20 protein-coding genes and 1 riboswitch are annotated in these 22,159 nt (G+C 54.0%); of the genes, 10 read left to right on the top strand and 10 right to left on the bottom strand.

Translation table 11 applies throughout. The annotated features are described in order from the left end of the window. Positions 1-34: 34 nt before the first annotated feature. Positions 35-808 carry an NAD(+) diphosphatase gene (nudC, locus tag B2Q93_RS15370; RefSeq protein ID WP_046887168.1) on the bottom strand — a complete coding sequence of 258 codons (774 nt, stop codon included), beginning with the start codon at positions 806-808 and terminating at the stop codon, positions 35-37. Positions 809-904: 96 nt separating this feature from the next. Between nudC and B2Q93_RS15365 the strand changes: the two genes are divergently transcribed. The 10 genes from B2Q93_RS15365 to B2Q93_RS15320 all read left to right on the top strand — a co-directional run bounded on the left by B2Q93_RS15365 (position 905) and on the right by B2Q93_RS15320 (position 9,683). Beyond that, positions 905-1,402, top strand: coding sequence for an Rsd/AlgQ family anti-sigma factor (locus B2Q93_RS15365; RefSeq protein ID WP_040077665.1), 498 nt, complete (start codon positions 905-907; stop codon positions 1,400-1,402). A gap of 53 nt (positions 1,403-1,455) precedes the next feature. Beyond that, positions 1,456-1,564, top strand: a riboswitch (TPP riboswitch). Positions 1,565-1,644: 80 nt separating this feature from the next. After that, positions 1,645-3,540 carry a phosphomethylpyrimidine synthase ThiC gene (gene thiC / locus B2Q93_RS15360; RefSeq protein WP_286808238.1) on the top strand — a complete coding sequence of 632 codons (1,896 nt, stop codon included), beginning with the start codon at positions 1,645-1,647 and terminating at the stop codon, positions 3,538-3,540. Further along, positions 3,540-4,175: a thiamine phosphate synthase gene (gene thiE, locus B2Q93_RS15355; RefSeq protein WP_286933659.1), complete on the top strand. Its 636-nt coding sequence runs from the start codon at positions 3,540-3,542 to the stop codon at positions 4,173-4,175. Before thiC ends, thiE begins: the two co-directional genes overlap by 1 nt. After that, positions 4,168-4,923, top strand: a complete 756-nt coding sequence (locus B2Q93_RS15350) for a HesA/MoeB/ThiF family protein (protein ID WP_212478134.1) — start codon at positions 4,168-4,170, stop codon at positions 4,921-4,923. The genes thiE and B2Q93_RS15350 overlap by 8 nt, the downstream gene beginning before the upstream one ends. Beyond that, positions 4,907-5,107 (top strand): sulfur carrier protein ThiS, encoded by a 201-nt coding sequence (gene thiS, locus B2Q93_RS15345; RefSeq protein ID WP_286933657.1) that lies wholly within the window; start codon positions 4,907-4,909, stop codon positions 5,105-5,107. Before B2Q93_RS15350 ends, thiS begins: the two co-directional genes overlap by 17 nt. Continuing rightward, positions 5,108-5,875 carry a thiazole synthase gene (gene thiG, locus B2Q93_RS15340; protein WP_286933656.1) on the top strand — a complete coding sequence of 256 codons (768 nt, stop codon included), beginning with the start codon at positions 5,108-5,110 and terminating at the stop codon, positions 5,873-5,875. Further along, the gene (gene thiH / locus B2Q93_RS15335; RefSeq protein WP_040077674.1) at positions 5,875-7,008 is read left to right on the top strand and encodes a 2-iminoacetate synthase ThiH; all 1,134 of its coding nucleotides are present in this window, start codon (positions 5,875-5,877) and stop codon (positions 7,006-7,008) included. The genes thiG and thiH overlap by 1 nt, the downstream gene beginning before the upstream one ends. Positions 7,009-7,335: 327 nt before the next feature. After that, on the top strand, positions 7,336-8,877 hold the full coding sequence (locus tag B2Q93_RS15330; RefSeq protein ID WP_286933655.1) for a sensor domain-containing diguanylate cyclase: 1,542 nt from the start codon (positions 7,336-7,338) through the stop codon (positions 8,875-8,877). A 180-nt stretch (positions 8,878-9,057) separates the two neighbouring features. Next, on the top strand, positions 9,058-9,363 hold the full coding sequence (locus B2Q93_RS15325) for a PTS sugar transporter subunit IIB (protein WP_035890299.1): 306 nt from the start codon (positions 9,058-9,060) through the stop codon (positions 9,361-9,363). A gap of 2 nt (positions 9,364-9,365) precedes the next feature. Then, the gene (locus tag B2Q93_RS15320; protein ID WP_046887175.1) at positions 9,366-9,683 is read left to right on the top strand and encodes a PTS lactose/cellobiose transporter subunit IIA; all 318 of its coding nucleotides are present in this window, start codon (positions 9,366-9,368) and stop codon (positions 9,681-9,683) included. 56 nt (positions 9,684-9,739) lie between these two features. Here the strand turns inward: B2Q93_RS15320 and rpoC are convergent, their stop codons facing one another. From rpoC to B2Q93_RS15275, 9 genes are all read right to left on the bottom strand, one after another. Then, complete coding sequence (rpoC, locus tag B2Q93_RS15315; RefSeq protein ID WP_040077678.1) at positions 9,740-13,963, bottom strand: DNA-directed RNA polymerase subunit beta'; 4,224 nt, start codon at positions 13,961-13,963, stop codon at positions 9,740-9,742. 76 nt (positions 13,964-14,039) lie between these two features. Next, positions 14,040-18,068: a DNA-directed RNA polymerase subunit beta gene (rpoB, locus tag B2Q93_RS15310; RefSeq protein WP_040077679.1), complete on the bottom strand. Its 4,029-nt coding sequence runs from the start codon at positions 18,066-18,068 to the stop codon at positions 14,040-14,042. A 319-nt stretch (positions 18,069-18,387) separates the two neighbouring features. Then, entirely contained in the window at positions 18,388-18,753 is a 366-nt protein-coding gene (rplL, locus tag B2Q93_RS15305) for a 50S ribosomal protein L7/L12 (protein ID WP_000028882.1), read from the bottom strand. 66 nt (positions 18,754-18,819) lie between these two features. Then, positions 18,820-19,317 carry a 50S ribosomal protein L10 gene (gene rplJ, locus B2Q93_RS15300; protein WP_001207203.1) on the bottom strand — a complete coding sequence of 166 codons (498 nt, stop codon included), beginning with the start codon at positions 19,315-19,317 and terminating at the stop codon, positions 18,820-18,822. 289 nt (positions 19,318-19,606) lie between these two features. Continuing rightward, positions 19,607-20,311: a 50S ribosomal protein L1 gene (gene rplA, locus B2Q93_RS15295; protein ID WP_040077680.1), complete on the bottom strand. Its 705-nt coding sequence runs from the start codon at positions 20,309-20,311 to the stop codon at positions 19,607-19,609. 3 nt (positions 20,312-20,314) lie between these two features. Next, entirely contained in the window at positions 20,315-20,743 is a 429-nt protein-coding gene (rplK, locus tag B2Q93_RS15290) for a 50S ribosomal protein L11 (protein ID WP_008503452.1), read from the bottom strand. Positions 20,744-20,898: 155 nt separating this feature from the next. Further along, on the bottom strand, positions 20,899-21,444 hold the full coding sequence (gene nusG, locus B2Q93_RS15285) for a transcription termination/antitermination protein NusG (RefSeq protein ID WP_003862341.1): 546 nt from the start codon (positions 21,442-21,444) through the stop codon (positions 20,899-20,901). 1 nt (position 21,445) lies between these two features. Further along, positions 21,446-21,829: a preprotein translocase subunit SecE gene (gene secE / locus B2Q93_RS15280; RefSeq protein WP_003862342.1), complete on the bottom strand. Its 384-nt coding sequence runs from the start codon at positions 21,827-21,829 to the stop codon at positions 21,446-21,448. Positions 21,830-22,058: 229 nt separating this feature from the next. Then, on the bottom strand, positions 22,059-22,159 hold a 101-nt coding region (locus B2Q93_RS15275; RefSeq protein WP_286933663.1), incomplete at its 5' end, for a hypothetical protein.

Raw genomic sequence — 22,159 nt, 5'->3', positions numbered from 1 at the left:
AGTTCCTTAAGCGTCATGGCCTCAGTGTATCACGTCATTCATACTCGGCCCGACACATTGCCACGGTATCTTCTATCAGCCGACGCGCCACCGTTCCCGGTGGGGGTAACAAGGGCAGATTGTCATAGCGATACCAGCTGGCGTTCAGCAGCTCTTTCGGGTCAATCACGATCTCACCGTCGTCATAGTCAGCCATGAACGCGGTCATCAATGACATGGGGAATGGCCACGGCTGCGAGGTGACATAGCGAAGATTTTTAACCGTGATCCCGCTCTCCTCCATCACTTCACGCGCCACCGCCTGCTCCAGGGTTTCGCCCACTTCAACGAACCCGGCAAGCACGGTATGTATGCCGTTACGGTGACGGGTATGCTGCGCCAGCAGGATGCTGTCTTCCCGCCGGATAGCGACAATAATGCACGGCGCAATCTGTGGATAGTAGCGTTCGCGGCAGTGGCTACAGAGCATTGCCCACTCGGTTTTGCTCGGCTGCATGGTATGCCCACAGTAGCCACAGAACTTATGTGAACGATAAAATTCCGCCAGCTGCACGCCGCGTCCCGCCAGTTGAAACAGGCCGACATCCTGATCGATCACCTGACGAACCGATCCCATATCCTGACGGCGATGTTGTTGGATCAACCACACAGGATCGCCCTGCCATTCGCCGATCTGCAGTGCGTGTTGCCCCACAAGATCGAAATTTCCTGCCTCACCGTGTGGTAATTCCCCGGCAGGCAACCATAATTTTTGTTCATGGCTGACGATCCACCAGCCGCGATCTAATTTTTCAATAATACGATCCATATCTATTGCACTACCTTCGCTTCACAGGCATGTTGGTAACATTATCATTACATTTTTGGGTGGGCAGCTTTTAATCATAACCTTGCGGAGTCAAACATGCTAAACCAGCTAGAAAGCCTGACAGAGCGCGTTGGAGGTAGTAATAACCTGGTCGATCGCTGGCTACACGTGCGCAAGCATCTTCTTGTTGCCTACTACAATCTGGTTGGCATTAAGCCTGGCAAAGAGTCGTTTATGCGCCTGAACGAGAAGGCACTCGATGATTTTTGTCAAAGCCTGGTGGATTACCTGTCCGACGGTCATTTTAATATTTATGAACGTATTATCGGTGAAATGGAAGGCGATACCCCGGTATTAGCCGCCACCAAAATTTATCCGCAGCTGGAAGCTAACACCCAGCAGATAATGGATTACTACGACTCCACGCTTGAGAACGCTATCGATCATGATAACTATCTTGAGTTTCAGCAGGCGCTGTCCGACCTGGGTGAAGCACTGGAAGAGCGCTTCACGCTAGAGGATAAGCTGATCGCACTGGCACTGGATAACGATCTGACCGCCAGCAACGAAGATCACATCGCCCGGCCTGCTTGAGTTATTAGCCGTTAGCGCGTAATTTATCTACACCGCTTCTGCACTGCAGGAGCTTTTTCTTGTCGGAGTGCCCAGAGCGAAAGCCGGGCTGAGACCGTTAATTCGGGATCCGCGGAACCTGATCAGGCTAATACCTGCGAAGGGAACAAGAGTCAATCTGCTGTCGCATCGCCCCCGGGCGATCGTCTCTCTTGCTTCATCCGTCGTCTGACAAGCCATGTCCTTCACTTTTGGAATGAGCTATGTCTGCAACTAAACTGACCCGCCGCGAACAACGCGCACAAGCACAACACTTCATCGACACGCTGGAAGGCACCGCGTTTCCGAACTCTAAGCGTATCTACATCACCGGCTCGCAAGCCGATATTCGCGTCCCGATGCGCGAAATTCAGCTTAGCCCAACGCTTATCGGTGGCAGCAAAGAAAATCCGCAGTTCGAGGAAAACGAGGCCGTACCGGTATATGACACCTCCGGCCCGTACGGCGATACCGATATTGCCATCGACGTACAGAAGGGACTGGCAAAGCTGCGCCAGCCATGGATTGAGGCGCGTAACGACAGCGAAGCGCTGACAGTTCGCAGTTCACATTACACCAACGAGCGTCTGGCCGACGACGGTCTGGATGAACTGCGCTTCACTGGCCTGCTGACGCCCAAACGAGCCAGGCCAGGCAAATGTGTCACCCAGCTGCACTATGCGCGCCAGGGCATCGTCACGCCAGAGATGGAGTTCATTGCCATTCGCGAAAACATGGGTCGTGAGCGCATTCGCAGTGAAGTCCTGCGCCACCAGCATCCGGGCGAAGGTTTTGGTGCGCATCTGCCGGAGAACATCACCCCCGAATTCGTGCGTGACGAAGTGGCGGCGGGCCGGGCGATTATCCCGGCCAACATTAACCATCCGGAATCTGAGCCGATGATTATCGGCCGCAACTTCCTGGTGAAGGTTAATGCCAACATCGGTAACTCTGCGGTCACCTCTTCCATCGAAGAAGAGGTAGAGAAACTGGTCTGGTCTACGCGCTGGGGTGCAGATACGGTGATGGATCTCTCAACTGGCCGCTATATTCACGAAACCCGCGAGTGGATCCTGCGTAACAGTCCGGTGCCGATTGGTACCGTCCCAATTTATCAGGCGCTGGAAAAGGTGAACGGCATTGCCGAAGACCTTACCTGGGAAGCGTTCCGCGATACCCTGCTGGAGCAGGCCGAACAGGGCGTGGATTACTTCACCATTCACGCTGGCGTGCTGCTGCGCTACGTACCGATGACCGCCAAACGCCTCACCGGCATCGTCTCGCGCGGCGGCTCCATCATGGCCAAGTGGTGCCTCTCCCATCATCAGGAAAACTTCCTCTACGAACACTTCCGCGAAATCTGCGAAATCTGCGCGGCGTACGATGTTTCGCTGTCGCTGGGCGACGGTTTGCGCCCTGGATCCATTCGCGATGCCAACGACGAAGCGCAGTTCGCCGAGCTGCACACCCTGGGCGAACTGACCAAAATCGCCTGGGAGTATGACGTGCAGGTGATGATTGAAGGCCCGGGTCACGTGCCGATGCAAATGATCCGCCGCAACATGACCGAAGAACTGGAGCACTGCCACGAAGCGCCGTTCTATACCTTAGGGCCGCTGACCACCGATATCGCACCGGGTTACGACCACTTCACCTCGGGCATTGGCGCAGCGATGATTGGCTGGTTCGGCTGCGCGATGCTCTGCTACGTCACGCCGAAAGAACATCTTGGCCTGCCCAACAAAGAGGATGTGAAACAGGGGCTGATTACCTACAAAATTGCCGCTCACGCCGCGGACCTGGCGAAAGGCCATCCGGGTGCGCAGATCCGCGATAACGCGATGTCGAAGGCGCGCTTCGAGTTCCGCTGGGAAGACCAGTTCAACCTCGCGCTCGACCCTTTCACCGCCCGCGCTTATCACGACGAAACCCTGCCGCAGGAGTCGGGCAAAGTGGCGCACTTCTGCTCTATGTGTGGCCCGAAATTCTGCTCAATGAAAATCAGTCAGGAGGTGCGTGACTACGCTGCCGCGCAGACCATCGAAGTGGGGATGGCAGACATGTCAGAAACCTTCCGCGCCAAAGGCGGCGAAATCTACCTCAAAAAAGAGGAGGCATAATGTACCAGCCCGATTTCCCAACGGTGCCCTACCGGCTAGGGCTTTATCCGGTGGTCGATAGCCTTGAGTGGATTGAGCGCCTGCTGGATGCTGGGGTTCGCACCCTTCAGCTGCGGATTAAAGATAAGCGCGATGACGAGGTAGAGGCCGATGTGGTGGCCGCCATTGCGCTCGGGCGGCGCTATGATGCCCGCCTGTTTATCAATGACTACTGGCGGCTGGCGATAAAGCATCATGCTTATGGTGTGCACCTGGGCCAGGAAGATCTGGAAACCACCGATCTGAATGCCATTCGCCACGCCGGGCTGCGTCTGGGCGTCTCCACGCACGATGATATGGAGATCGACGTGGCGCTGGCCGCCCGTCCCTCTTACATCGCACTGGGCCACGTCTTCCCCACGCAAACCAAACAGATGCCCTCAGCACCGCAGGGACTGACCCAGTTGGCTCGCCATATTGCCCGCCTGGGGGACTACCCCACCGTAGCCATCGGCGGTATTAGCCTCGAGCGCGCCCCGGCGGTGCTGGAGACTGGCGTAGGCAGTATCGCGGTCGTAAGCGCCATCACCCAGGCTGCAGACTGGCAAGCCGCTACCGCACAGCTTCTGAAGCTGGCAGGAGTGGGCGATGAATGATCGTGACTTTATGCGCTATAGCCGCCAGATATTACTGGAGGATATCGCCATTGATGGGCAGCAAAAGCTGCTTGCCAGCCGGGTACTGATTGTCGGTCTGGGCGGGTTAGGTGCGCCAGCGGCCCTTTACCTGGCGGGAGCCGGGGTCGGCACGCTGGTGCTTGCCGATGATGACGAGGTGCATCTCAGCAATCTGCAGCGGCAAATCCTTTTTACCCCTGACGATCTCAACCAGCCCAAGGCAGAGATAACCCGTCAACGGCTCCATCAGTTGAACCCAAATATCGAATTGATCGCGCGCCAGGCGCGGCTAAGCGGACAGAGCCTGCAGCATGAAGTCGCCCTGGCCGACGTGGTGCTCGACTGTACCGACAACATGTCCACCCGCCAGGCAATCAATGCTGCCTGCGTGTCGCTCGATACGCCGTTAATCACCGCCAGTGCCGTCGGCTTTGGTGGGCAGATGATGGTACTCACGCCTCCCTGGGCGCAGGGATGTTATCGCTGCCTGTGGCCGGACGATGCCGAGCCTGAACGCAACTGCCGCACGGCTGGTGTGCTTGGCCCGGTCGTGGGGGTAATGGGTACGCTGCAGGCGCTGGAGGCCATCAAACTGCTTAGCGGAATCAACACCGGACATAACGCGCTACGCCTGTTCGATGCGCGTGCCGGCAGCTGGCGGCAGCTGGCCTTGCAGCGCGCCAAGGGCTGCACCGTCTGTGGAGGGCAACATGCGCATTCAGTTTAACGATGAGCCGATGCAGTGCGTAGAGGGGTTAACGGTTGCCGCCCTGCTAGACCAGCTGCGTCAACTTAAGCCGGGCATGGCGCTGGCACTTAACCAACAGATCCTGCCGCGCGAGCGGTGGGAACATCAGCAGGTGAGCGAAGGCGATCACATCCTGCTTTTTCAGGTCATCGCAGGAGGCTAAATGTTACGTATTGCTGATAGAACCTTTGAATCACATCTGTTTACCGGAACCGGAAAATTTGCCTCGTCCCAGCTGATGGTGGAGGCTATCCACGAAAGCGGCAGCCAGCTCGTTACGCTGGCGATGAAACGCGTGGATCTGCGCAACCACAGCGACGCAATCCTCGCCCCGCTGCTGGAGGCCGGGGTGACGCTATTGCCCAATACCTCCGGTGCCAAGACCGCCGAAGAGGCCGTCTTTGCCGCGCAGCTGGCGCGTGAAGCGCTGGGCACAAGCTGGCTCAAGCTGGAGATCCATCCCGATGCCCGCTGGTTGTTACCCGATCCTGTCGAAACGCTAAAAGCCGCAGAGATGCTGGTAAAACAAGGATTTACCGTGCTGCCTTACTGCGGCGCGGACCCGGTGCTCTGTAAACGGCTGGAAGAGGCGGGCTGTGCGGCAGTCATGCCGCTGGGGGCGCCGATTGGCTCGAACCAGGGGCTGGAGACCCGCGCGATGCTGGAGATCATCATCGAGCAGGCCACCGTACCGGTGGTGGTAGATGCCGGCATCGGCGTCCCAAGCCATGCCGCCCAGGCGCTGGAGATGGGTGCCGATGCGGTACTGGTCAATACGGCGATTGCCGTTGCCGACGACCCGGTGCTGATGGCCCGCGCCTTCCGCCTGGCGGTAGAAGCAGGCCTGCTGGCCCGTCAGTCTGGCCCCGGTTCACGCAGTATGCTGGCGCAGGCCACCAGCCCGCTCACCGGCTTTCTGGAGGCGCGGTGATGAAGACCTTTACCGATCGCTGGCGCCAGCTCGACTGGGATGATATTCGCCTGCGTATTCACAGCAAAACCGCTGCCGACGTCCAGCGGGCATTAGCGGCACGTCATCCCGGCCGTGAAGAGATGATGGCCCTGCTCTCCCCGGCGGCCGATGCTTATCTGGAACCCATGGCGCAGCGGGCGCAGCGCCTGACCCGGCAGCGTTTTGGCAATACGGTCAGCTTTTACGTGCCCCTCTATCTCTCGAACTTGTGTGCCAACGACTGCACTTATTGCGGTTTTTCAATGAGTAACCGAATCAAGCGCAAAACACTGGATGCGCAGGAGATTGCCCGGGAATGCGCCGCGATTCGTGAGATGGGGTTTGAACATCTGCTGCTGGTAACGGGCGAACATCAATCGAAGGTGGGCATGGACTATTTTCGCCGCCATTTCCCGGACATTCGCCGCCAGTTCTCCTCCTTACAGATGGAGATCCAGCCGCTCTCACAGGAGGAGTACGCAGAGCTTAAAACCCTCGGCCTGGACGGGGTGCTGGTTTATCAGGAGACGTACCACGAGAAGGTCTATGCCCAACACCATCTGAAAGGGAAAAAACAGGACTTCTTCTGGCGGCTGGAGACTCCGGATCGCCTTGGTCGCGCCGGAATCGACAAGATTGGCCTGGGATCGCTAACAGGTCTTTCCGACAGCTGGCGAGTGGACTGTTATATGGTGGCGGAGCATCTGTTGTGGCTACAACAACATTACTGGCAAAGCAGATACTCCATCTCCTTTCCGCGCCTGCGCCCCTGTGCCGGGGGGATCCAGCCCGCCTCCATTATGGATGAACGCCAGCTGGTGCAGACCATCTGCGCCTTTCGCCTGCTGGCACCTGACGTTGAGCTGTCACTCTCTACGCGTGAATCGCCGGCCTTTCGCGATCGCGTCGTCCCGCTGGCCATTAACAACGTGAGCGCCTTTTCAAAAACCCAGCCAGGCGGATACGCTGACGATCATCCGGAGCTGGAGCAATTCGCGCCGCACGATGGGCGCCGTCCGGAAGAGGTGGCGGCGGCCCTGTCAGGGCAAGGATTGCAGCCGGTCTGGAAGGATTGGGATAGCTGGCTGGGGCGCGCTTCGCAATCTCGCTGAAACGCACTGTAAAAGTATGAAATGGTGTCGAGACTGCTCGACATCCTCACAACGGGCCGTTGTTCACAAAGGTCCGTTTTTTTATCTTCACTGCGTCAATAATCCTTATTGACCAGGGCGAATACTTTCTTCCTCTTTCGCCCTGCCTTCTCTTTATCATTTACGGCGCACGCTGAAATCTTCAAATAAATTTGAATTAAAAAGCCAGGTCTTAAGCCAAATCATCCTCGTTTTAATTAACGGCAGTATACTTATCAACCACAGGCCGGGCGAAACCATAACGCTAGGGCTTCTACATTTTATTTATTCTGGAATGATTTATTACTGATGGCGCTTCAAAACAGAAAGCTTTCTTTTACAACTCCCATTATGGTGAGCTTTGCGGGCATCCTGCTCAGTTTTGTACTGATCGCGGTGTTTATTATAGGGACTCAGCGTAAAGATTTTCTGGACGACTATCATCAGATTAACCGTAACTTCACCCATAACCTGGCGGTGAATTACACGGAATCTATCCTGCGAGAAAATGATTACATCCTGGGGCGAGCGGCTACGTTTTTCTCGCGTAATGAGCAACTTGAGAAGATGGTCACCGGCGATCCGACGCAGGGTTTGCAACTGCTGATGCATTTGCAAAATCTGATGCCCAGTGTCTCGTCCATCTCCCTGGCCGATGTCCAGGGCCACCATTTGCGAGCCCCGGCCATCATTGCTGATAAAACGAGCGAGACCTTCGATGCCCGCACCCGCCCGTGGTTTATGGCACAGGCTGAATCCAGCACCTTTAGCCGCTATACCCGCCCGTATAAAGACTTCTTCACTCATCATCCCACAGTCACCCTCTTCAAACCGGTGATCTCGCCGGAAGGCAGGCTGAAAGGCACGCTCGCTTTCCACCTCGACCTGGCATCCATGGGCTTTACTCTGCGCCAGATGGTCTCTCCGGTGCAGGGGGAGTTTTTTGTCGTGGAACGAGACGGGAAAGTGATCCTGCATCCGGACACCGGTGTGCTCTTCAAATCCTACGTTAGCGAAAAGCTAATGGATCAGATGACCAGCGGCGAGGGACATATTTACGATGAATCCACTCACGCCTGGTATTATTACTACTCGTTTACGAATCCCGACTGGTTCGTTATTTATCGAGTCTCCAGTGCGGCGCTCGATGCCCTGATCCGTCATGAAACCAACATTGTGGCCTGGGGGCTTGCCCTTGCGGCTATTACTATTTTGCTCTTTGGCCTGTACCTGCGTCATGCCTCGCGAAGCGTGCTGATGAATATCATCAACGCCATTAAAACCGGTGACGTGAAGCAGGCCCCGCGCCTGGAGGCAATGCTGAGCAAAGCCATAGAGAGTAATAAGGAGCGGGAGCTCTCCTGGGTGCGACAAGCCACCATTGATGCGCTGACCGGTTGTAAAAATCGACGCGCCTTCGATACCGATATTGCCGCCCTGATAAACGATCACCATCCGTTCTCCATGGCGTTAATTGATATTGATAACTTCAAAACTATTAACGATACCTGGGGGCACCTCACCGGCGATATCGTGCTACGTAATGTGGCCCGGGAAGGTATTCAGATTATGCAGCCCCATGGCGTGTCGGTTTATCGCTACGGTGGTGAAGAGTTTGCCGTACTCTTCCCGGCGCAGCAGAGTGATGTCGCGAACGCCTTGCTGGAAAACTGGCGCGTACGGGTTGCCGAACGCAACTGGCGTGAAGAGGGACTCAGCGTGACCTTTAGCGCCGGGCTGGGCGAGTGGCACCAGGAGCCGCAGGCACAGTTTGTGGGCAGCGTGGATGAAGCACTCTACAAAGCCAAACAGTCGGGTAAAAACCGCATCATTCGCACACCTTCCGTCTGACCACTATCCTCATAAGATGCCCGTTTTAACGGGCATTTGCCCTCCTTTGTAAAATTTGTAACCGGTTTCAGAAAATTGCCCGTTTCTTTGTGATGCCAGACACACAATCGCGGTAAAGCGGTTGTTGAAGCAGACGGCACGGGATAATTATCAATAAACACATGTAGATCGAGGCTGACTATGAAGAACATCGTTTTATGCTGTGCAGCGGGAATGTCGACCAGCATGCTGGTTCAACGCATGAAAGACGCCGCGCAGAAAAAAGGGGTCGAAGTAAGCATTAAAGCCGTGCCGGTTGCTGAGTTTAAAGATGAGATCGCTACCGCTGACATCGTATTACTGGGGCCACAGGTTAAATACGAGCAAGCAAAACTGCAGGCCCAGGCCGAGCCGCTGGGTAAAAAAGTCGCGGTGATCGACATGATGGATTACGGCATGATGAAAGGTGATGTCGTGCTGGAAAAAGCGCTGAAACTACTGGAGTAATCATGGAAGATTTAGAAACCACGATCATGGAACTGCTGGTTAATGCGGGCGCGGCGCGCAGTGCGGCTTTAACGGCATTGCAAATGGCGCGTAAAGGCGATTTTGACGACGCTGAAAAGGCAATGGAAGAGTCACGCGAATACGTGAAACATGCTCACGTTATTCAGACCCAGCTTATTGGGCTGGATGAAGGAACAGGCAAACTGCCGGTCAACCTGATTACCGTTCACTCCCAGGATCATCTGATGAACGCGATGGTTATTCAGGATCTGGCGGGCGATATGATCGAACTTTATCGGCGCATTCCGTTAGTCAAATAACCCCTCAGATATAAAAAAACCCGCCGAAGCGGGTTTTTTATTAGCTGAAGGCACGATTACTCGTTGTCGGAACCGCCCAGACCTGCGTTCAGCAGCTCTGCCAGGCTTGCAGAAGCATCTTCTGCAGTCACCTGTGGTGCAGCTGGCAGTTCGCCCGCTGCGCGACGGCGCATACGATCCTGGTGGTACGCATAACCGGTACCAGCCGGGATCAGACGACCCACGATAACGTTCTCTTTCAGACCGCGCAGTTCGTCGCGTTTGCCCGCAACGGCTGCTTCGGTAAGCACACGAGTGGTCTCCTGGAACGATGCCGCGGAGATGAAGGACTCGGTTGCCAGAGACGCTTTGGTGATACCCAGCAGGTCACGTGCGAAGGTCGCACTGTTTTTGCCGTTCGCTTCCAGATCGCGGTTTGCAATCTTAACGCGAGAGTATTCAACCTGCTCACCTTCGAGGAACTCGGAGCTGCCCGCGTTCACGATGGTGGCTTTACGCAGCATCTGACGAACGATAACTTCGATGTGCTTATCGTTGATCTTAACGCCCTGCAGACGGTAAACGTCCTGTACTTCGTTGGTGATGTAACGCGTTACCGCGTGTACGCCACGAAGACGCAGAATGTCGTGCGGTGCTTCTGGACCATCGGAAACCACGTCACCACGTTCTACACGTTCACCTTCAAACACGTTGAGCTGACGCCATTTCGGAATCATCTCTTCGTACGGTTCGCTGCCATCCAGCGGCGTGATTACCAGGCGGCGTTTACCTTTGGTCTCTTTACCGAAGGAGATAATACCGCTGATTTCCGCCAGGATTGCCGGCTCTTTCGGACGACGTGCTTCGAACAGGTCCGCAACGCGTGGCAGACCACCGGTGATGTCCTTGGTACCGCCGGATTCCTGAGGAATACGCGCCAGGGTGTCACCAGAGCTGATCTGTACGCCATCTTCCAGCTGAACGATCGCTTTACCTGGCAGGAAGTACTGAGCCGGCATATCCGTGCCCGGGATCAGAACATCGTTACCGTTGGCATCAACGATTTTCAGTGCTGGACGCAGATCTTTACCGCCTGCGGTACGTTCTGCAGAATCCAGAACAACCAGCGAGGAGAGACCGGTCAGTTCGTCGGTCTGACGCGTAATGGTCTGGCCGTCGATCATGTCGGTGAAGCGGATGAAACCAGCCACTTCGGTGATAACCGGCATGGTGTGTGGATCCCAGTTTGCTACGGTTTCGCCGCCAGCAACCTGCTCGCCATCACCTTTAGCCATAACAGCACCGTAAGGTACTTTATAGCTCTCTTTGGTACGACCGAATTCGTCGATCAGCTTCAGCTCGGTGTTACGTGAGGTGACAACCAGCTTGCCTGAAGAGTTAACAACAGACTTCGCATTGCTGAGCTTGATGCTACCTTTGTTTTTCACCTGGATGCTGGATTCAGCAGCCGCACGAGATGCCGCACCACCGATGTGGAACGTACGCATCGTCAGCTGTGTACCCGGCTCACCGATGGACTGTGCCGCGATAACACCGATTGCTTCACCTTTGTTGATGATGTGGCCACGCGCCAGGTCACGACCATAGCAGTGTGCACATACACCAAAGTCGGTGTCACAGGATACAACGGAACGCACTTTCACGGAGTCGACAGAGTTCGCTTCCAGCAGGTCACACCAGTGCTCGTGCAGCAGCGTGTTGCGTGGAACCAGAATGTCTGCGGTACCCGGCTTCAGAATGTCTTCCGCGGTAACACGACCCAGTACGCGATCGCGCAGTGGCTCTTTAACATCACCACCCTCGATAACCGGGGTCATGGTGATACCTTCGAGGGTGCCACAATCGTCTTCGGTAACAACCAGGTCCTGAGCAACGTCAACCAGACGACGCGTCAGATAACCGGAGTTCGCGGTTTTCAGTGCGGTATCCGCCAGACCTTTACGCGCACCGTGCGTGGAGATGAAGTACTGGAGTACGTTCAGACCTTCACGGAAGTTCGCGGTGATTGGCGTTTCGATGATGGAGCCATCTGGCTTCGCCATCAGACCACGCATACCTGCCAGCTGACGAATCTGTGCCGCAGAACCACGCGCACCGGAGTCGGCCATCATGTAGATGCTGTTGAAGGAGACCTGCTGCTCTTCGACGCCGTCACGGTTAATCACGGTTTCGGTCTGCAGGTTGTCCATCATCGCCTTGGATACACGATCGTTCGCCGCAGCCCAGATATCGATAACTTTGTTATAGCGTTCGCCTGCGGTTACCAGACCAGACTGGAACTGCTCCTGGATTTCGGCAACTTCAGCTTCTGCTTCGCTGATGATCTCGTATTTCTTCTCTGGGATCACCATGTCATCGATACCAACAGATGCACCTGAACGCGCTGCATAAGCAAAGCCGGTGTACATCGTCTGGTCAGCGAAGATAACGGTCGGTTTCAGGCCCAGAATGCGGTAACAGGTGTTCAGCATTTTGGAGATTGCTTTCTTGCCCAGCGCCTGGTTGACGATGGAGAAAGGCAGACCTTTCGGTACGATCATCCACAGAATCGCACGACCCACGGTCGTGTCTTTCAGGCTGGTGGTCGCAACGAATTCGCCGTTAGCATCTTTTTCGTATTCAGTGATACGCACTTTAACGCGCGCATGCAGAGAGGCCAGGCCAGCGCGGTAAATACGCTCAGCTTCTTTCGGGCCAGTCAGCACCATGCCTTCGCCTTTGGCGTTAACACAGTCACGGGTCATGTAGTACAGACCCAGTACAACGTCCTGAGAAGGAACGATGATTGGCTCACCGTTCGCTGGAGACAGGATGTTGTTGGTAGACATCATCAGCGCACGCGCTTCCAGCTGGGCTTCCAGCGTCAGCGGTACGTGAACAGCCATCTGGTCACCATCGAAGTCGGCGTTATAAGCCGCACAAACCAGCGGGTGCAGCTGAATAGCTTTACCTTCGATCAGTACTGGCTCAAAGGCCTGGATACCCAGACGGTGCAGAGTTGGTGCACGGTTCAGCAGGACCGGGTGTTCGCGGATCACTTCGTCCAGGATATCCCAAACGACAGCTTCTTCGCGCTCAACCATTTTCTTAGCGGCTTTGATGGTGGTGGCCAGGCCACGCAGCTCCAGCTTGCCGTAGATGAACGGTTTGAACAGCTCCAGCGCCATTTTCTTCGGCAGACCGCACTGATGCAGACGCAGGTATGGACCTACGGTGATTACAGAACGACCGGAGTAGTCAACACGCTTACCGAGCAGGTTCTGACGGAAACGACCCTGCTTACCTTTGATCATGTCGGCCAAAGATTTCAGAGGACGCTTGTTAGAACCGGTGATCGCACGACCGCGACGACCGTTATCCAGCAGGGCGTCGACCGCTTCCTGCAGCATACGTTTTTCGTTGCGTACGATGATGTCCGGCGCAGCCAGATCCAGCAGACGTTTCAGACGGTTGTTACGGTTGATAACGCGACGATACAGATCGTTCAGATCGGACGTTGCGAAACGACCACCATCCAGCGGAACCAGCGGACGCAGATCTGGCGGCAGAACCGGCAGAACGGTCAGGATCATCCACTCTGGTTTGTTACCAGACTGAACGAACGCTTCCAGCAGCTTGATACGCTTGGTCAGCTTTTTACGCTTGGTTTCGGAGTTGGTTTCGTTCAGCTCTTCACGCAGCTGCTCGCACTCTTGCTCCAGATCCATGCTCTTCAGCAGGGCCTGGATAGCTTCCGCACCCATCTTCGCGTCGAATTCGTCACCGAACTCTTCCAGCGCGTCCAGATACTGTTCTTCGGTCAGAATCTGGTTACGTTCCAGGTTCGTCATCCCGCCTTCGATCACAACATAAGATTCGAAGTACAGAACACGTTCGATATCGCGCAGCGGCATATCCAGCAGCAAACCGATACGGGACGGCAGAGATTTCAGGAACCAGATGTGCGCAGTTGGAGACGCCAGTTCGATGTGGCCCATACGCTCACGGCGTACTTTGGTCTGGGTCACTTCAACGCCGCACTTCTCACAGATCACACCACGGTGTTTCAGGCGCTTGTACTTACCGCACAGGCACTCGTAATCTTTTACTGGCCCAAAGATACGGGCGCAGAAAAGGCCGTCACGCTCTGGTTTGAACGTACGGTAGTTGATGGTTTCCGGCTTTTTAACTTCACCGAAAGACCATGAACGGATCATGTCTGGCGAAGCCAGAGCAATTTTGATCGCATCAAACTCTTCGGTTTTAGTCTGCGCTTTCAGAAACTTTAATAAATCTTTCACGGATTTGCTCCCGTCGGAGTTAGCACAATCTGGTGTCGGGGGTTAACCCGACACCAGTGACCTGTTTGAGCGAGAATTACTCGTCTTCCAGTTCGATGTTGATACCCAGCGAACGAATCTCTTTCAACAGTACGTTGAAGGATTCTGGCATGCCTGGTTCCATCTGATGGTTGCCGTCCACGATGTTTTTATACATCTTGGTACGACCGTTTACGTCATCAGACTTAACGGTAAGCATTTCCTGCAGGGTGTATGCTGCGCCGTATGCTTCAAGCGCCCACACTTCCATCTCACCGAAGCGCTGACCACCGAACTGCGCCTTACCACCCAGCGGCTGCTGAGTAACCAGGCTGTAAGAACCGGTAGAACGCGCGTGCATCTTGTCGTCAACCAGGTGGTTCAGTTTCAGCATGTACATGTAGCCAACGGTTACCGGACGCTCAAACTGCTCGCCAGTACGACCGTCGAACAGTGTGATCTGACCGGAAGTCGGCAGGCCACCCAGCTGTAACAGTTCCTTGATTTCAGACTCTTTCGCACCATCGAAGACCGGCGTCGCGATTGGCATACCCTTACGCAGGTTTTCAGCCAGACGCAGCACTTCTTCATCGCTGAAGGTGTTCAGGTCAACTTTCTGGCGAACGTCAGTGCCCAGATCGTACGCACGCTGGATGAATTCGCGCAGTTTCGCGACTTCTTCCTGCTGCTTCAGCATGGCGTTGATTTTCTCGCCGATACCTTTCGCAGCCATACCCAGGTGAGTTTCGAGGATCTGACCAATGTTCATACGAGACGGTACGCCCAGCGGGTTCAGTACGATATCTACCGGCGTACCGTTAGCATCGTGCGGCATATCTTCGATCGGGTTGATCTTAGAGATAACACCCTTGTTACCGTGACGACCTGCCATTTTATCACCAGGCTGGATCTGACGTTTAACGGCCAGATAAACCTTAACAATCTTCAGCACGCCCGGTGCCAGATCGTCGCCCTGAGTGATTTTACGGCGCTTCGCTTCGAGTTTTTTCTCGAACTCGTGTTTCAGCTCGTCGTACTGCTCAGCCAGCTGTTCCAGCTGATTCTGTTTCTCTTCGTCGGTCAGGCCCAGTTCCAGCCAGCGATCGCGTGGCAGCTTGTCGAGCTTCTCAGCTTCAACACCACCGGCAACCAGCACCGCATAGATACGGCTGAACAGACCCGCTTCGAGGATCTGCAGTTCTTCAGACAGGTCTTTCTTAGCCTGTTTGAGCTGCATCTCTTCGATTTCCAGCGCACGCTTATCTTTCTCAACGCCGTCACGGGTGAAGACCTGAACGTCAATAACCGTACCGGAAACACCGTTTGGTACGCGCAGAGAAGAGTCTTTAACGTCAGACGCTTTCTCACCGAAGATTGCACGCAGCAGTTTCTCTTCTGGCGTCAGCTGGGTTTCACCTTTCGGCGTCACTTTACCTACCAGAATATCGCCGCCGGTCACTTCCGCACCGATGTAAACGATACCGGATTCATCCAGTTTGGAGAGCGCTGCTTCACCCACGTTCGGGATGTCGGCAGTGATCTCTTCCGGCCCCAGCTTGGTGTCACGGGACACACATGCCAGTTCCTGAATGTGAATCGTGGTGAAACGATCTTCCTGAACCACACGCTCGGAAACGAGGATGGAGTCTTCGAAGTTGTAACCGTTCCACGGCATGAACGCTACGCGCATGTTCTGACCGAGCGCCAGTTCACCGAGGTCGGTGGACGGACCGTCTGCCAGCACGTCGCCGCGCTCAACCGGCTCACCCAGAGAGACACATGGCATCTGATTGATGCAGGTGTTCTGGTTAGAACGGGTGTACTTCGTCAGGTTATAGATGTCGATACCTGCTTCGCCCGGGTACATCTCGTCTTCGTTAACTTTGATAACGATACGGGAGGCATCCACGTACTGAACCAGACCGCCACGTTTAGCAACCGCAGTTACACCGGAGTCAACGGCAACAGCACGTTCCATACCGGTACCAACCAGCGGCTTATCAGCACGCAGAGTTGGAACGGCTTGACGCTGCATGTTCGCACCCATCAATGCACGGTTGGCGTCATCGTGTTCCAGGAACGGGATCAGGGACGCACCGACGGATACCACCTGCTGGGTGGAAACGTCCATGTAGTCAACCTGGTCACGGCTGAACAGGCTGGATTCGCCTTTGCTACGACAGGTAACCAGATCTTCTACAAAGTGGCCTTCGTCATCCAGGTTGGAGTTCGCCTGAGCAATAACGTAGTTGCCTTCTTCGATAGCAGACAGGTAATGAATTTCGTCGGTTACAACACCGTCAGTCACTTTACGATACGGGGTCTCGAGGAAACCGTATTCGTTAGTCTGTGCGTACACGGACAGGGAGTTAATCAGACCGATGTTTGGACCTTCAGGCGTTTCGATTGGACATACGCGACCATAGTGAGTCGGGTGTACGTCTCGAACTTCGAAGCCTGCGCGTTCACGTGTCAGACCGCCTGGGCCGAGTGCAGAGATACGACGCTTGTGGGTAATCTCAGACAGCGGGTTGTTCTGGTCCATAAACTGAGACAGCTGGCTGGAACCGAAGAACTCTTTCACTGCTGCAGAGATTGGCTTAGCGTTGATCATATCCTGAGGCATCAGGGTATCCAGATCGCCCAGAGACAGACGCTCTTTAACCGCACGCTCAACACGTACCAGGCCAACACGGAACTGGTTTTCTGCCATTTCGCCTACGGAACGGATACGACGGTTGCCGAGGTGGTCGATATCATCCACTTCGCCTTTACCGTTACGGATATCGATGAGCTTCTTCATCACTTCGATGATGTCTTCTTTGCTCAGGATACCGGAACCTTCGATCGTGTCACGCAGCAGAGAACGGTTGAACTTCATACGACCAACCGCGGACAGATCGTAGCGGTCTTCGGAGAAGAACAGGTTCTCGAACAGGCTTTCAGCCGCTTCGCGAGTCGGGGGCTCACCCGGGCGCATCATGCGGTAGATTTCTACCAGTGCGCTCAGACGATCGTTAGTTGGGTCGACACGTACTGTCTCAGAGATGTACGGACCGTGGTCCAGATCGTTGGTGAACAGCGTTTCGATACGCTTGTGACCAGACTGGCTCAGCTTCGCCAGCAGATCCAGGCTCAGCTCCATGTTCGCCGGGCAGATCAATTCGCCAGTCGATTCGTCAACGTAATCTTTTGCCGCGACTTTGCCAGCGATGTATTCAACCGGTACTTCGATGTGTTTGATTTCATCTTTTTCCAGCTGACGGATATGGCGCGCGGTGATGCGGCGGCCTTTTTCCACGTACACTTTGCCGTCGGCTTCGATGTCGAACGATGCGGTATCACCACGCAGACGCTCAGGCACCAGCTCCATTTGCAGCTTGTTGTCGCGAATTTCAAAGACCACTTTCTCAAAGAACAGGTCCAGGATCTGTTCAGTGGTGTATTGCAGCGCACGCAGAATGATGGTCGCAGGCAGTTTACGACGACGGTCGATACGGACAAACAGGTTGTCTTTAGGATCGAACTCGAAGTCCAGCCAGGAACCACGGTAAGGGATGATGCGCGCGTTATACAGTACTTTACCGGAAGAGTGTGTTTTACCTTTATCGCTGTCGAAGAAGACGCCCGGGCTACGGTGCAGCTGGGAAACGATAACACGCTCAGTACCGTTGATAACGAAAGTACCGTTGTCTGTCATGAGTGGAATTTCACCCATGTAGACTTCTTGTTCTTTAATGTCTTTTACGGTGCCTTCCGGCGCTTCGCGCTCGTAGATCACCAGACGCAGTTTTACGCGCAGCGGTGCAGAGTAGGTCACGCCACGGATCTGACATTCCTGAACGTCAAACACCGGTTCGCCAAGGCGATAGCTGACGTACTGCAGCTCGGAATTACCGCTGTAGCTCTGAATCGGGAACACGGAACGGAAGGCGGCTTCCAGACCGTACTGCCCTTCAGGATCTTGCTCGATAAACTTCTGGAACGAGTCAAGCTGGATAGAAAGGAGATATGGAATGTCCAGAACTTGTGGACGTTTACCAAAATCCTTACGAATACGTTTTTTCTCGGTATAGGAGTAAACCATAGGGTTCCTCAGCTCGCTGACAAGTCGACCCATCTGTCCGACGGAGGGACAGTTTGTGCAACACCATTTTGTGGACCGGAAAATTGAATACTTTCCGCAATACCTGTTGCTATCACGCTTAAATCATTTCGTCGCGATTTACACAGAGCGAGCACTCTGTCGCAATATATTAAGTCGTCGATAGAAACAAGCATTGTCAGGCAAACCAGCAGTCAAACAGTGTGAAATGCTACTGGCGCCTTACAGCGCAAAAAGGCTGGTGACTAAAAAGTCACCAGCCATCAGCCTAATTGCTCAGGCTGCAACCGGAAGGGTTGGCTTATTTAACTTCAACTTCAGCGCCAGCTTCTTCCAGAGATTTTTTCAGTGCTTCTGCGTCGTCTTTGCTCACGCCTTCTTTCAGCGCAGCTGGAGCAGATTCTACCAGGTCTTTAGCTTCTTTCAGACCCAGGCCAGTTGCGCCACGTACTGCTTTGATAACAGCAACTTTGTTAGCGCCAGCAGCTTTCAGAATTACGTCGAATTCAGTTTTTTCTTCAGCAGCTTCAGCCGGGCCAGCAGCTACAGCTACAGCAGCAGCAGCGGAAACACCGAATTTTTCTTCCATTGCAGAAATCAGTTCTACAACGTCCATTACGGACATAGCGGATACTGCTTCAATGATTTGATCTTTAGTGATAGACATTTAAATTGTTCCTGAAAATCAGAATAAGTTTATACGTAAGCAAATGCTTTATAAAGATAACTGCGATTAAGCAGCTTCTTTTGCATCGCGAACAGCAGCCAGAGTGCGAACCAGTTTGCCAGCCGAAGCTTCTTTCATGGTTGCCATCAGGCGTGCAATTGCTTCTTCGTAGGTCGGCAGGGTTGCCAGGCGATCGATTTGCGATGCCGGGATCAACTCACCTTCAAAGGCTGCAGCTTTAACCTCGAATTTTGCATTCGCTTTCGCGAACTCTTTGAACAGACGAGCAGCAGCGCCCGGGTGTTCCATAGAGTATGCAATCAAGGTTGGACCAACAAACGTGTCTTTCAGGCACTCGAACTGAGTACCTTCAACTACGCGGCGCAGCAGGGTGTTACGAACAACACGCATGTAAACGCCAGCTTCACGACCTGCTTTACGCAGTTCAGTCATTTTATCTACAGTAACGCCACGGGAATCCGCAACTACTGCAGACAGCGCGCCTTTGGCTACTTCGCTGACTTCAGCAACAATCGCTTGTTTGTCTTGAAGATTTAAAGCCATTAGCTTTGCTCCTGGATGTTTGCCAGGGCTCATGCCCTGGAACTCACTTCACTCTCCCAAACGGAAAGAGCGTCTTAATACGGTGAGCAGAAACAAGCCAGAGTATCCAAAAATAATCTTAGCGTTCTGTCACCGTCTACGCAGGGGATTAAGTCTCTTGCGAAACACCTGCGGTCTTCGACGGAGGCCTGGATAGGCCAGGCTCCAACGAACAATTCGGTTACCTGCTAACCATAGTTAGCAAACGTGGGCGAAGATTGTAGACAAAATCACCGCCCACGTAAAGGTATTAGTTTGCAGCAGCGCTCAGACCAGACTGGTCAACTGCAACACCTGCACCCATGGTGGTGGAGATGCTAACTTTCTTGATGTACACGCCTTTCGCCTGAGTTGGTTTTGCTTTTTTCAGCGCAACCAGCAGAGATTCCAGGTTTTCTTTCAGTTTGTCAGCGTCAAAGTCCACTTTACCGATGGTGGTGTGGATGATGCCGTTTTTGTCGTTACGATAACGAACCTGACCTGCTTTAGCGTTCTTAACCGCTTCAGCAACGTTAGGAGTTACAGTACCAACTTTCGGGTTTGGCATCAGGCCGCGTGGACCCAGAACCTGGCCCAGCTGGCCAACAACGCGCATTGCATCCGGGGAAGCAATAACAACGTCAAAGTTCATTTCGCCTTTCTTGATCTGATCAGCCAGATCTTCCATACCTACCAGTTCAGCGCCGGCAGCTTTAGCAGCTTCAGCGTTTGCACCCTGAGCAAATACAGCTACGCGAACGGAACGGCCAGTACCGTGTGGCAGTACAGTTGCGCCACGAACGTTCTGATCGGATTTACGAGCGTCGATGCCCAGGTTAACGGCAACGTCAACGCTTTCAACGAACTTAGCGGTAGCCAGTTCTTTCAGCAGAGCGATAGCTTCGTTGATGTCGTACTGTTTGGTCGCATCAACTTTGTCACGGATCACGGACATGCGCTTGGTCAGTTTAGCCATTTCTTAGTCCTCCACTACCAGGCCCATGGAACGTGCAGTACCTTCAATGGAGCGAGTCATCGCTTCAATGTCGGCGCCAGTCATGTCGGCAGCTTTGGTCTGCGCGATTTCCTGCAGCTGAGCGCGGGAAATTTTACCCACTTTGTCTTTGTTCGGCTTACCGGAACCAGACTTGATGCCCGCTGCTTTCTTCAGCAGAACTGCTGCTGGAGGGGTTTTGGTAACGAAAGTGAAAGAACGGTCAGCGTATACAGTGATAACAACTGGGATTGGCAGACCTTTTTCCAGGGATTCAGTTTTTGCGTTGAACGCTTTACAGAATTCCATGATGTTCACACCCTGCTGACCCAGAGCTGGACCAACTGGTGGACTTGGGTTCGCCATACCAGCTGCAACCTGCAGCTTGACGTAGGCTTGTACTTTCTTAGCCATTCTAAAATCCTCTGATTGGGTAATAACGCCTCAAGGAGGCTCCCCGTGAATAAAAATCGTCTTACGGGCAAGGCCCATAAAAACAAAAGGCGCGAAATTGTATTCCAATCTCGCGCCTGGTGCAACGATTAGATCGCCGCTTTTTTGATCGCTGCTTAGGCTTTTTCTACCTGAGCGAAGTCCAGTTCTACCGGGGTCGCACGACCAAAGATAGAAACAGAAACTTTCAGGCGGGACTTCTCGTAGTCCACTTCTTCGACCACGCCATTAAAGTCAGCAAACGGACCGTCATTAACACGAACCATTTCACCCGGTTCAAACAGCGTTTTCGGACGCGGCTTATCACCCACCTGCTGCAGGCGGTTCATAATCGCATCAACTTCTTTGTCGCTGATTGGCGCCGGACGGTCAGACGTGCCGCCGATAAAGCCCATTACGCGCGGTACGCTGCGCACTAAATGCCAGCTTGCGTCGTTCATCACCATCTGAACAAGCACGTAACCCGGGAAGAATTTGCGCTCACTTTTGCGACGCTGGCCGCCACGGATCTCAACCACTTCTTCGGTTGGAACCATGACTTCGCCAAACAACTCTTCCATATTATGTAATTTGATATGCTCACGCAGCGACGTTGCTACGCGGCCTTCAAAACCGGAAAACGCCTGAACGACGTACCAGCGCTTTTTAGGGGCTTCAGACATCTCAGAACCTCAGGCCAGTGATAAAGGATACCAGGCGAACCAGAATACCATCCAGTCCCCACAGGATCAGTGACATTACCGCGGTAACCGCAGCCACAATTAACGTGGTGTGCAGAGTTTCCTGGCGAGTCGGCCAAATGACCTTACGGACTTCGGTTCTCGCTTCGCGGGCAAAAGCGACGGTCGCTTTACCTTTGGTCGTCAACAGCGCGACACCACCCGCTGCAGCAATCAGAATAACCACTGCCAGCGCGCGTAGCGGCAGCATCATGTCACGATAAAGATAATTGCCTACGATAGCCACAATCAGCAGTACGGCAACAACTACCCACTTCATCGCTTCCAGGCCGCGCCCGCTCCCTTGAGCTTCGGTATTCGCACTCATAAACCAACCTGTCAGAAGAATTCTACAAACATTTTCACCCCGCGAGCGCGAGGCGAACCTAACCGAAATGCTCTATATGAGTTTCGGACTTACGCCCTCTACAGAGCCTGTCTCAGCAATGATTATGACAAATAAAATCACTGATGAGCCAGGTTCTGGTTCGAAAGCGTGCAAAAAGGGCATCAAATGATGCCCTTTCTTTGCGCATTGCGTCAAATGTTATCAGCAATTAACCGAGAACTTTAGCAACCACGCCCGCGCCAACGGTACGACCGCCTTCACGGATTGCGAAACTCAGAGCGTCGTCCATCGCGATTGGGTGGATCAGAG

The organism is Leclercia sp. UBA5958, assembly GCF_002430365.1.
Classification (GTDB): Bacteria; Pseudomonadota; Gammaproteobacteria; order Enterobacterales; family Enterobacteriaceae; genus Enterobacter; species Enterobacter pneumoniae.
This window is presented reverse-complemented; position numbering and strand designations above follow the sequence as displayed.

Coding starts and splice junctions, on each gene's coding strand:
- nudC (WP_046887168.1), bottom strand. CDS start 808: ATGGATCGTATTATTGAAAAATTAGATCGCGGCTGGTGGATCGTCAGC.
- B2Q93_RS15365 (WP_040077665.1), top strand. CDS start 905: ATGCTAAACCAGCTAGAAAGCCTGACAGAGCGCGTTGGAGGTAGTAAT.
- thiC (WP_286808238.1), top strand. CDS start 1,645: ATGTCTGCAACTAAACTGACCCGCCGCGAACAACGCGCACAAGCACAA.
- thiE (WP_286933659.1), top strand. CDS start 3,540: ATGTACCAGCCCGATTTCCCAACGGTGCCCTACCGGCTAGGGCTTTAT.
- B2Q93_RS15350 (WP_212478134.1), top strand. CDS start 4,168: ATGAATGATCGTGACTTTATGCGCTATAGCCGCCAGATATTACTGGAG.
- thiS (WP_286933657.1), top strand. CDS start 4,907: ATGCGCATTCAGTTTAACGATGAGCCGATGCAGTGCGTAGAGGGGTTA.
- thiG (WP_286933656.1), top strand. CDS start 5,108: ATGTTACGTATTGCTGATAGAACCTTTGAATCACATCTGTTTACCGGA.
- thiH (WP_040077674.1), top strand. CDS start 5,875: ATGAAGACCTTTACCGATCGCTGGCGCCAGCTCGACTGGGATGATATT.
- B2Q93_RS15330 (WP_286933655.1), top strand. CDS start 7,336: ATGGCGCTTCAAAACAGAAAGCTTTCTTTTACAACTCCCATTATGGTG.
- B2Q93_RS15325 (WP_035890299.1), top strand. CDS start 9,058: ATGAAGAACATCGTTTTATGCTGTGCAGCGGGAATGTCGACCAGCATG.
- B2Q93_RS15320 (WP_046887175.1), top strand. CDS start 9,366: ATGGAAGATTTAGAAACCACGATCATGGAACTGCTGGTTAATGCGGGC.
- rpoB (WP_040077679.1), bottom strand. CDS start 18,068: ATGGTTTACTCCTATACCGAGAAAAAACGTATTCGTAAGGATTTTGGT.
- rplL (WP_000028882.1), bottom strand. CDS start 18,753: ATGTCTATCACTAAAGATCAAATCATTGAAGCAGTATCCGCTATGTCC.
- rplJ (WP_001207203.1), bottom strand. CDS start 19,317: ATGGCTTTAAATCTTCAAGACAAACAAGCGATTGTTGCTGAAGTCAGC.
- rplA (WP_040077680.1), bottom strand. CDS start 20,311: ATGGCTAAACTGACCAAGCGCATGTCCGTGATCCGTGACAAAGTTGAT.
- rplK (WP_008503452.1), bottom strand. CDS start 20,743: ATGGCTAAGAAAGTACAAGCCTACGTCAAGCTGCAGGTTGCAGCTGGT.
- nusG (WP_003862341.1), bottom strand. CDS start 21,444: ATGTCTGAAGCCCCTAAAAAGCGCTGGTACGTCGTTCAGGCGTTTTCC.
- secE (WP_003862342.1), bottom strand. CDS start 21,829: ATGAGTGCGAATACCGAAGCTCAAGGGAGCGGGCGCGGCCTGGAAGCG.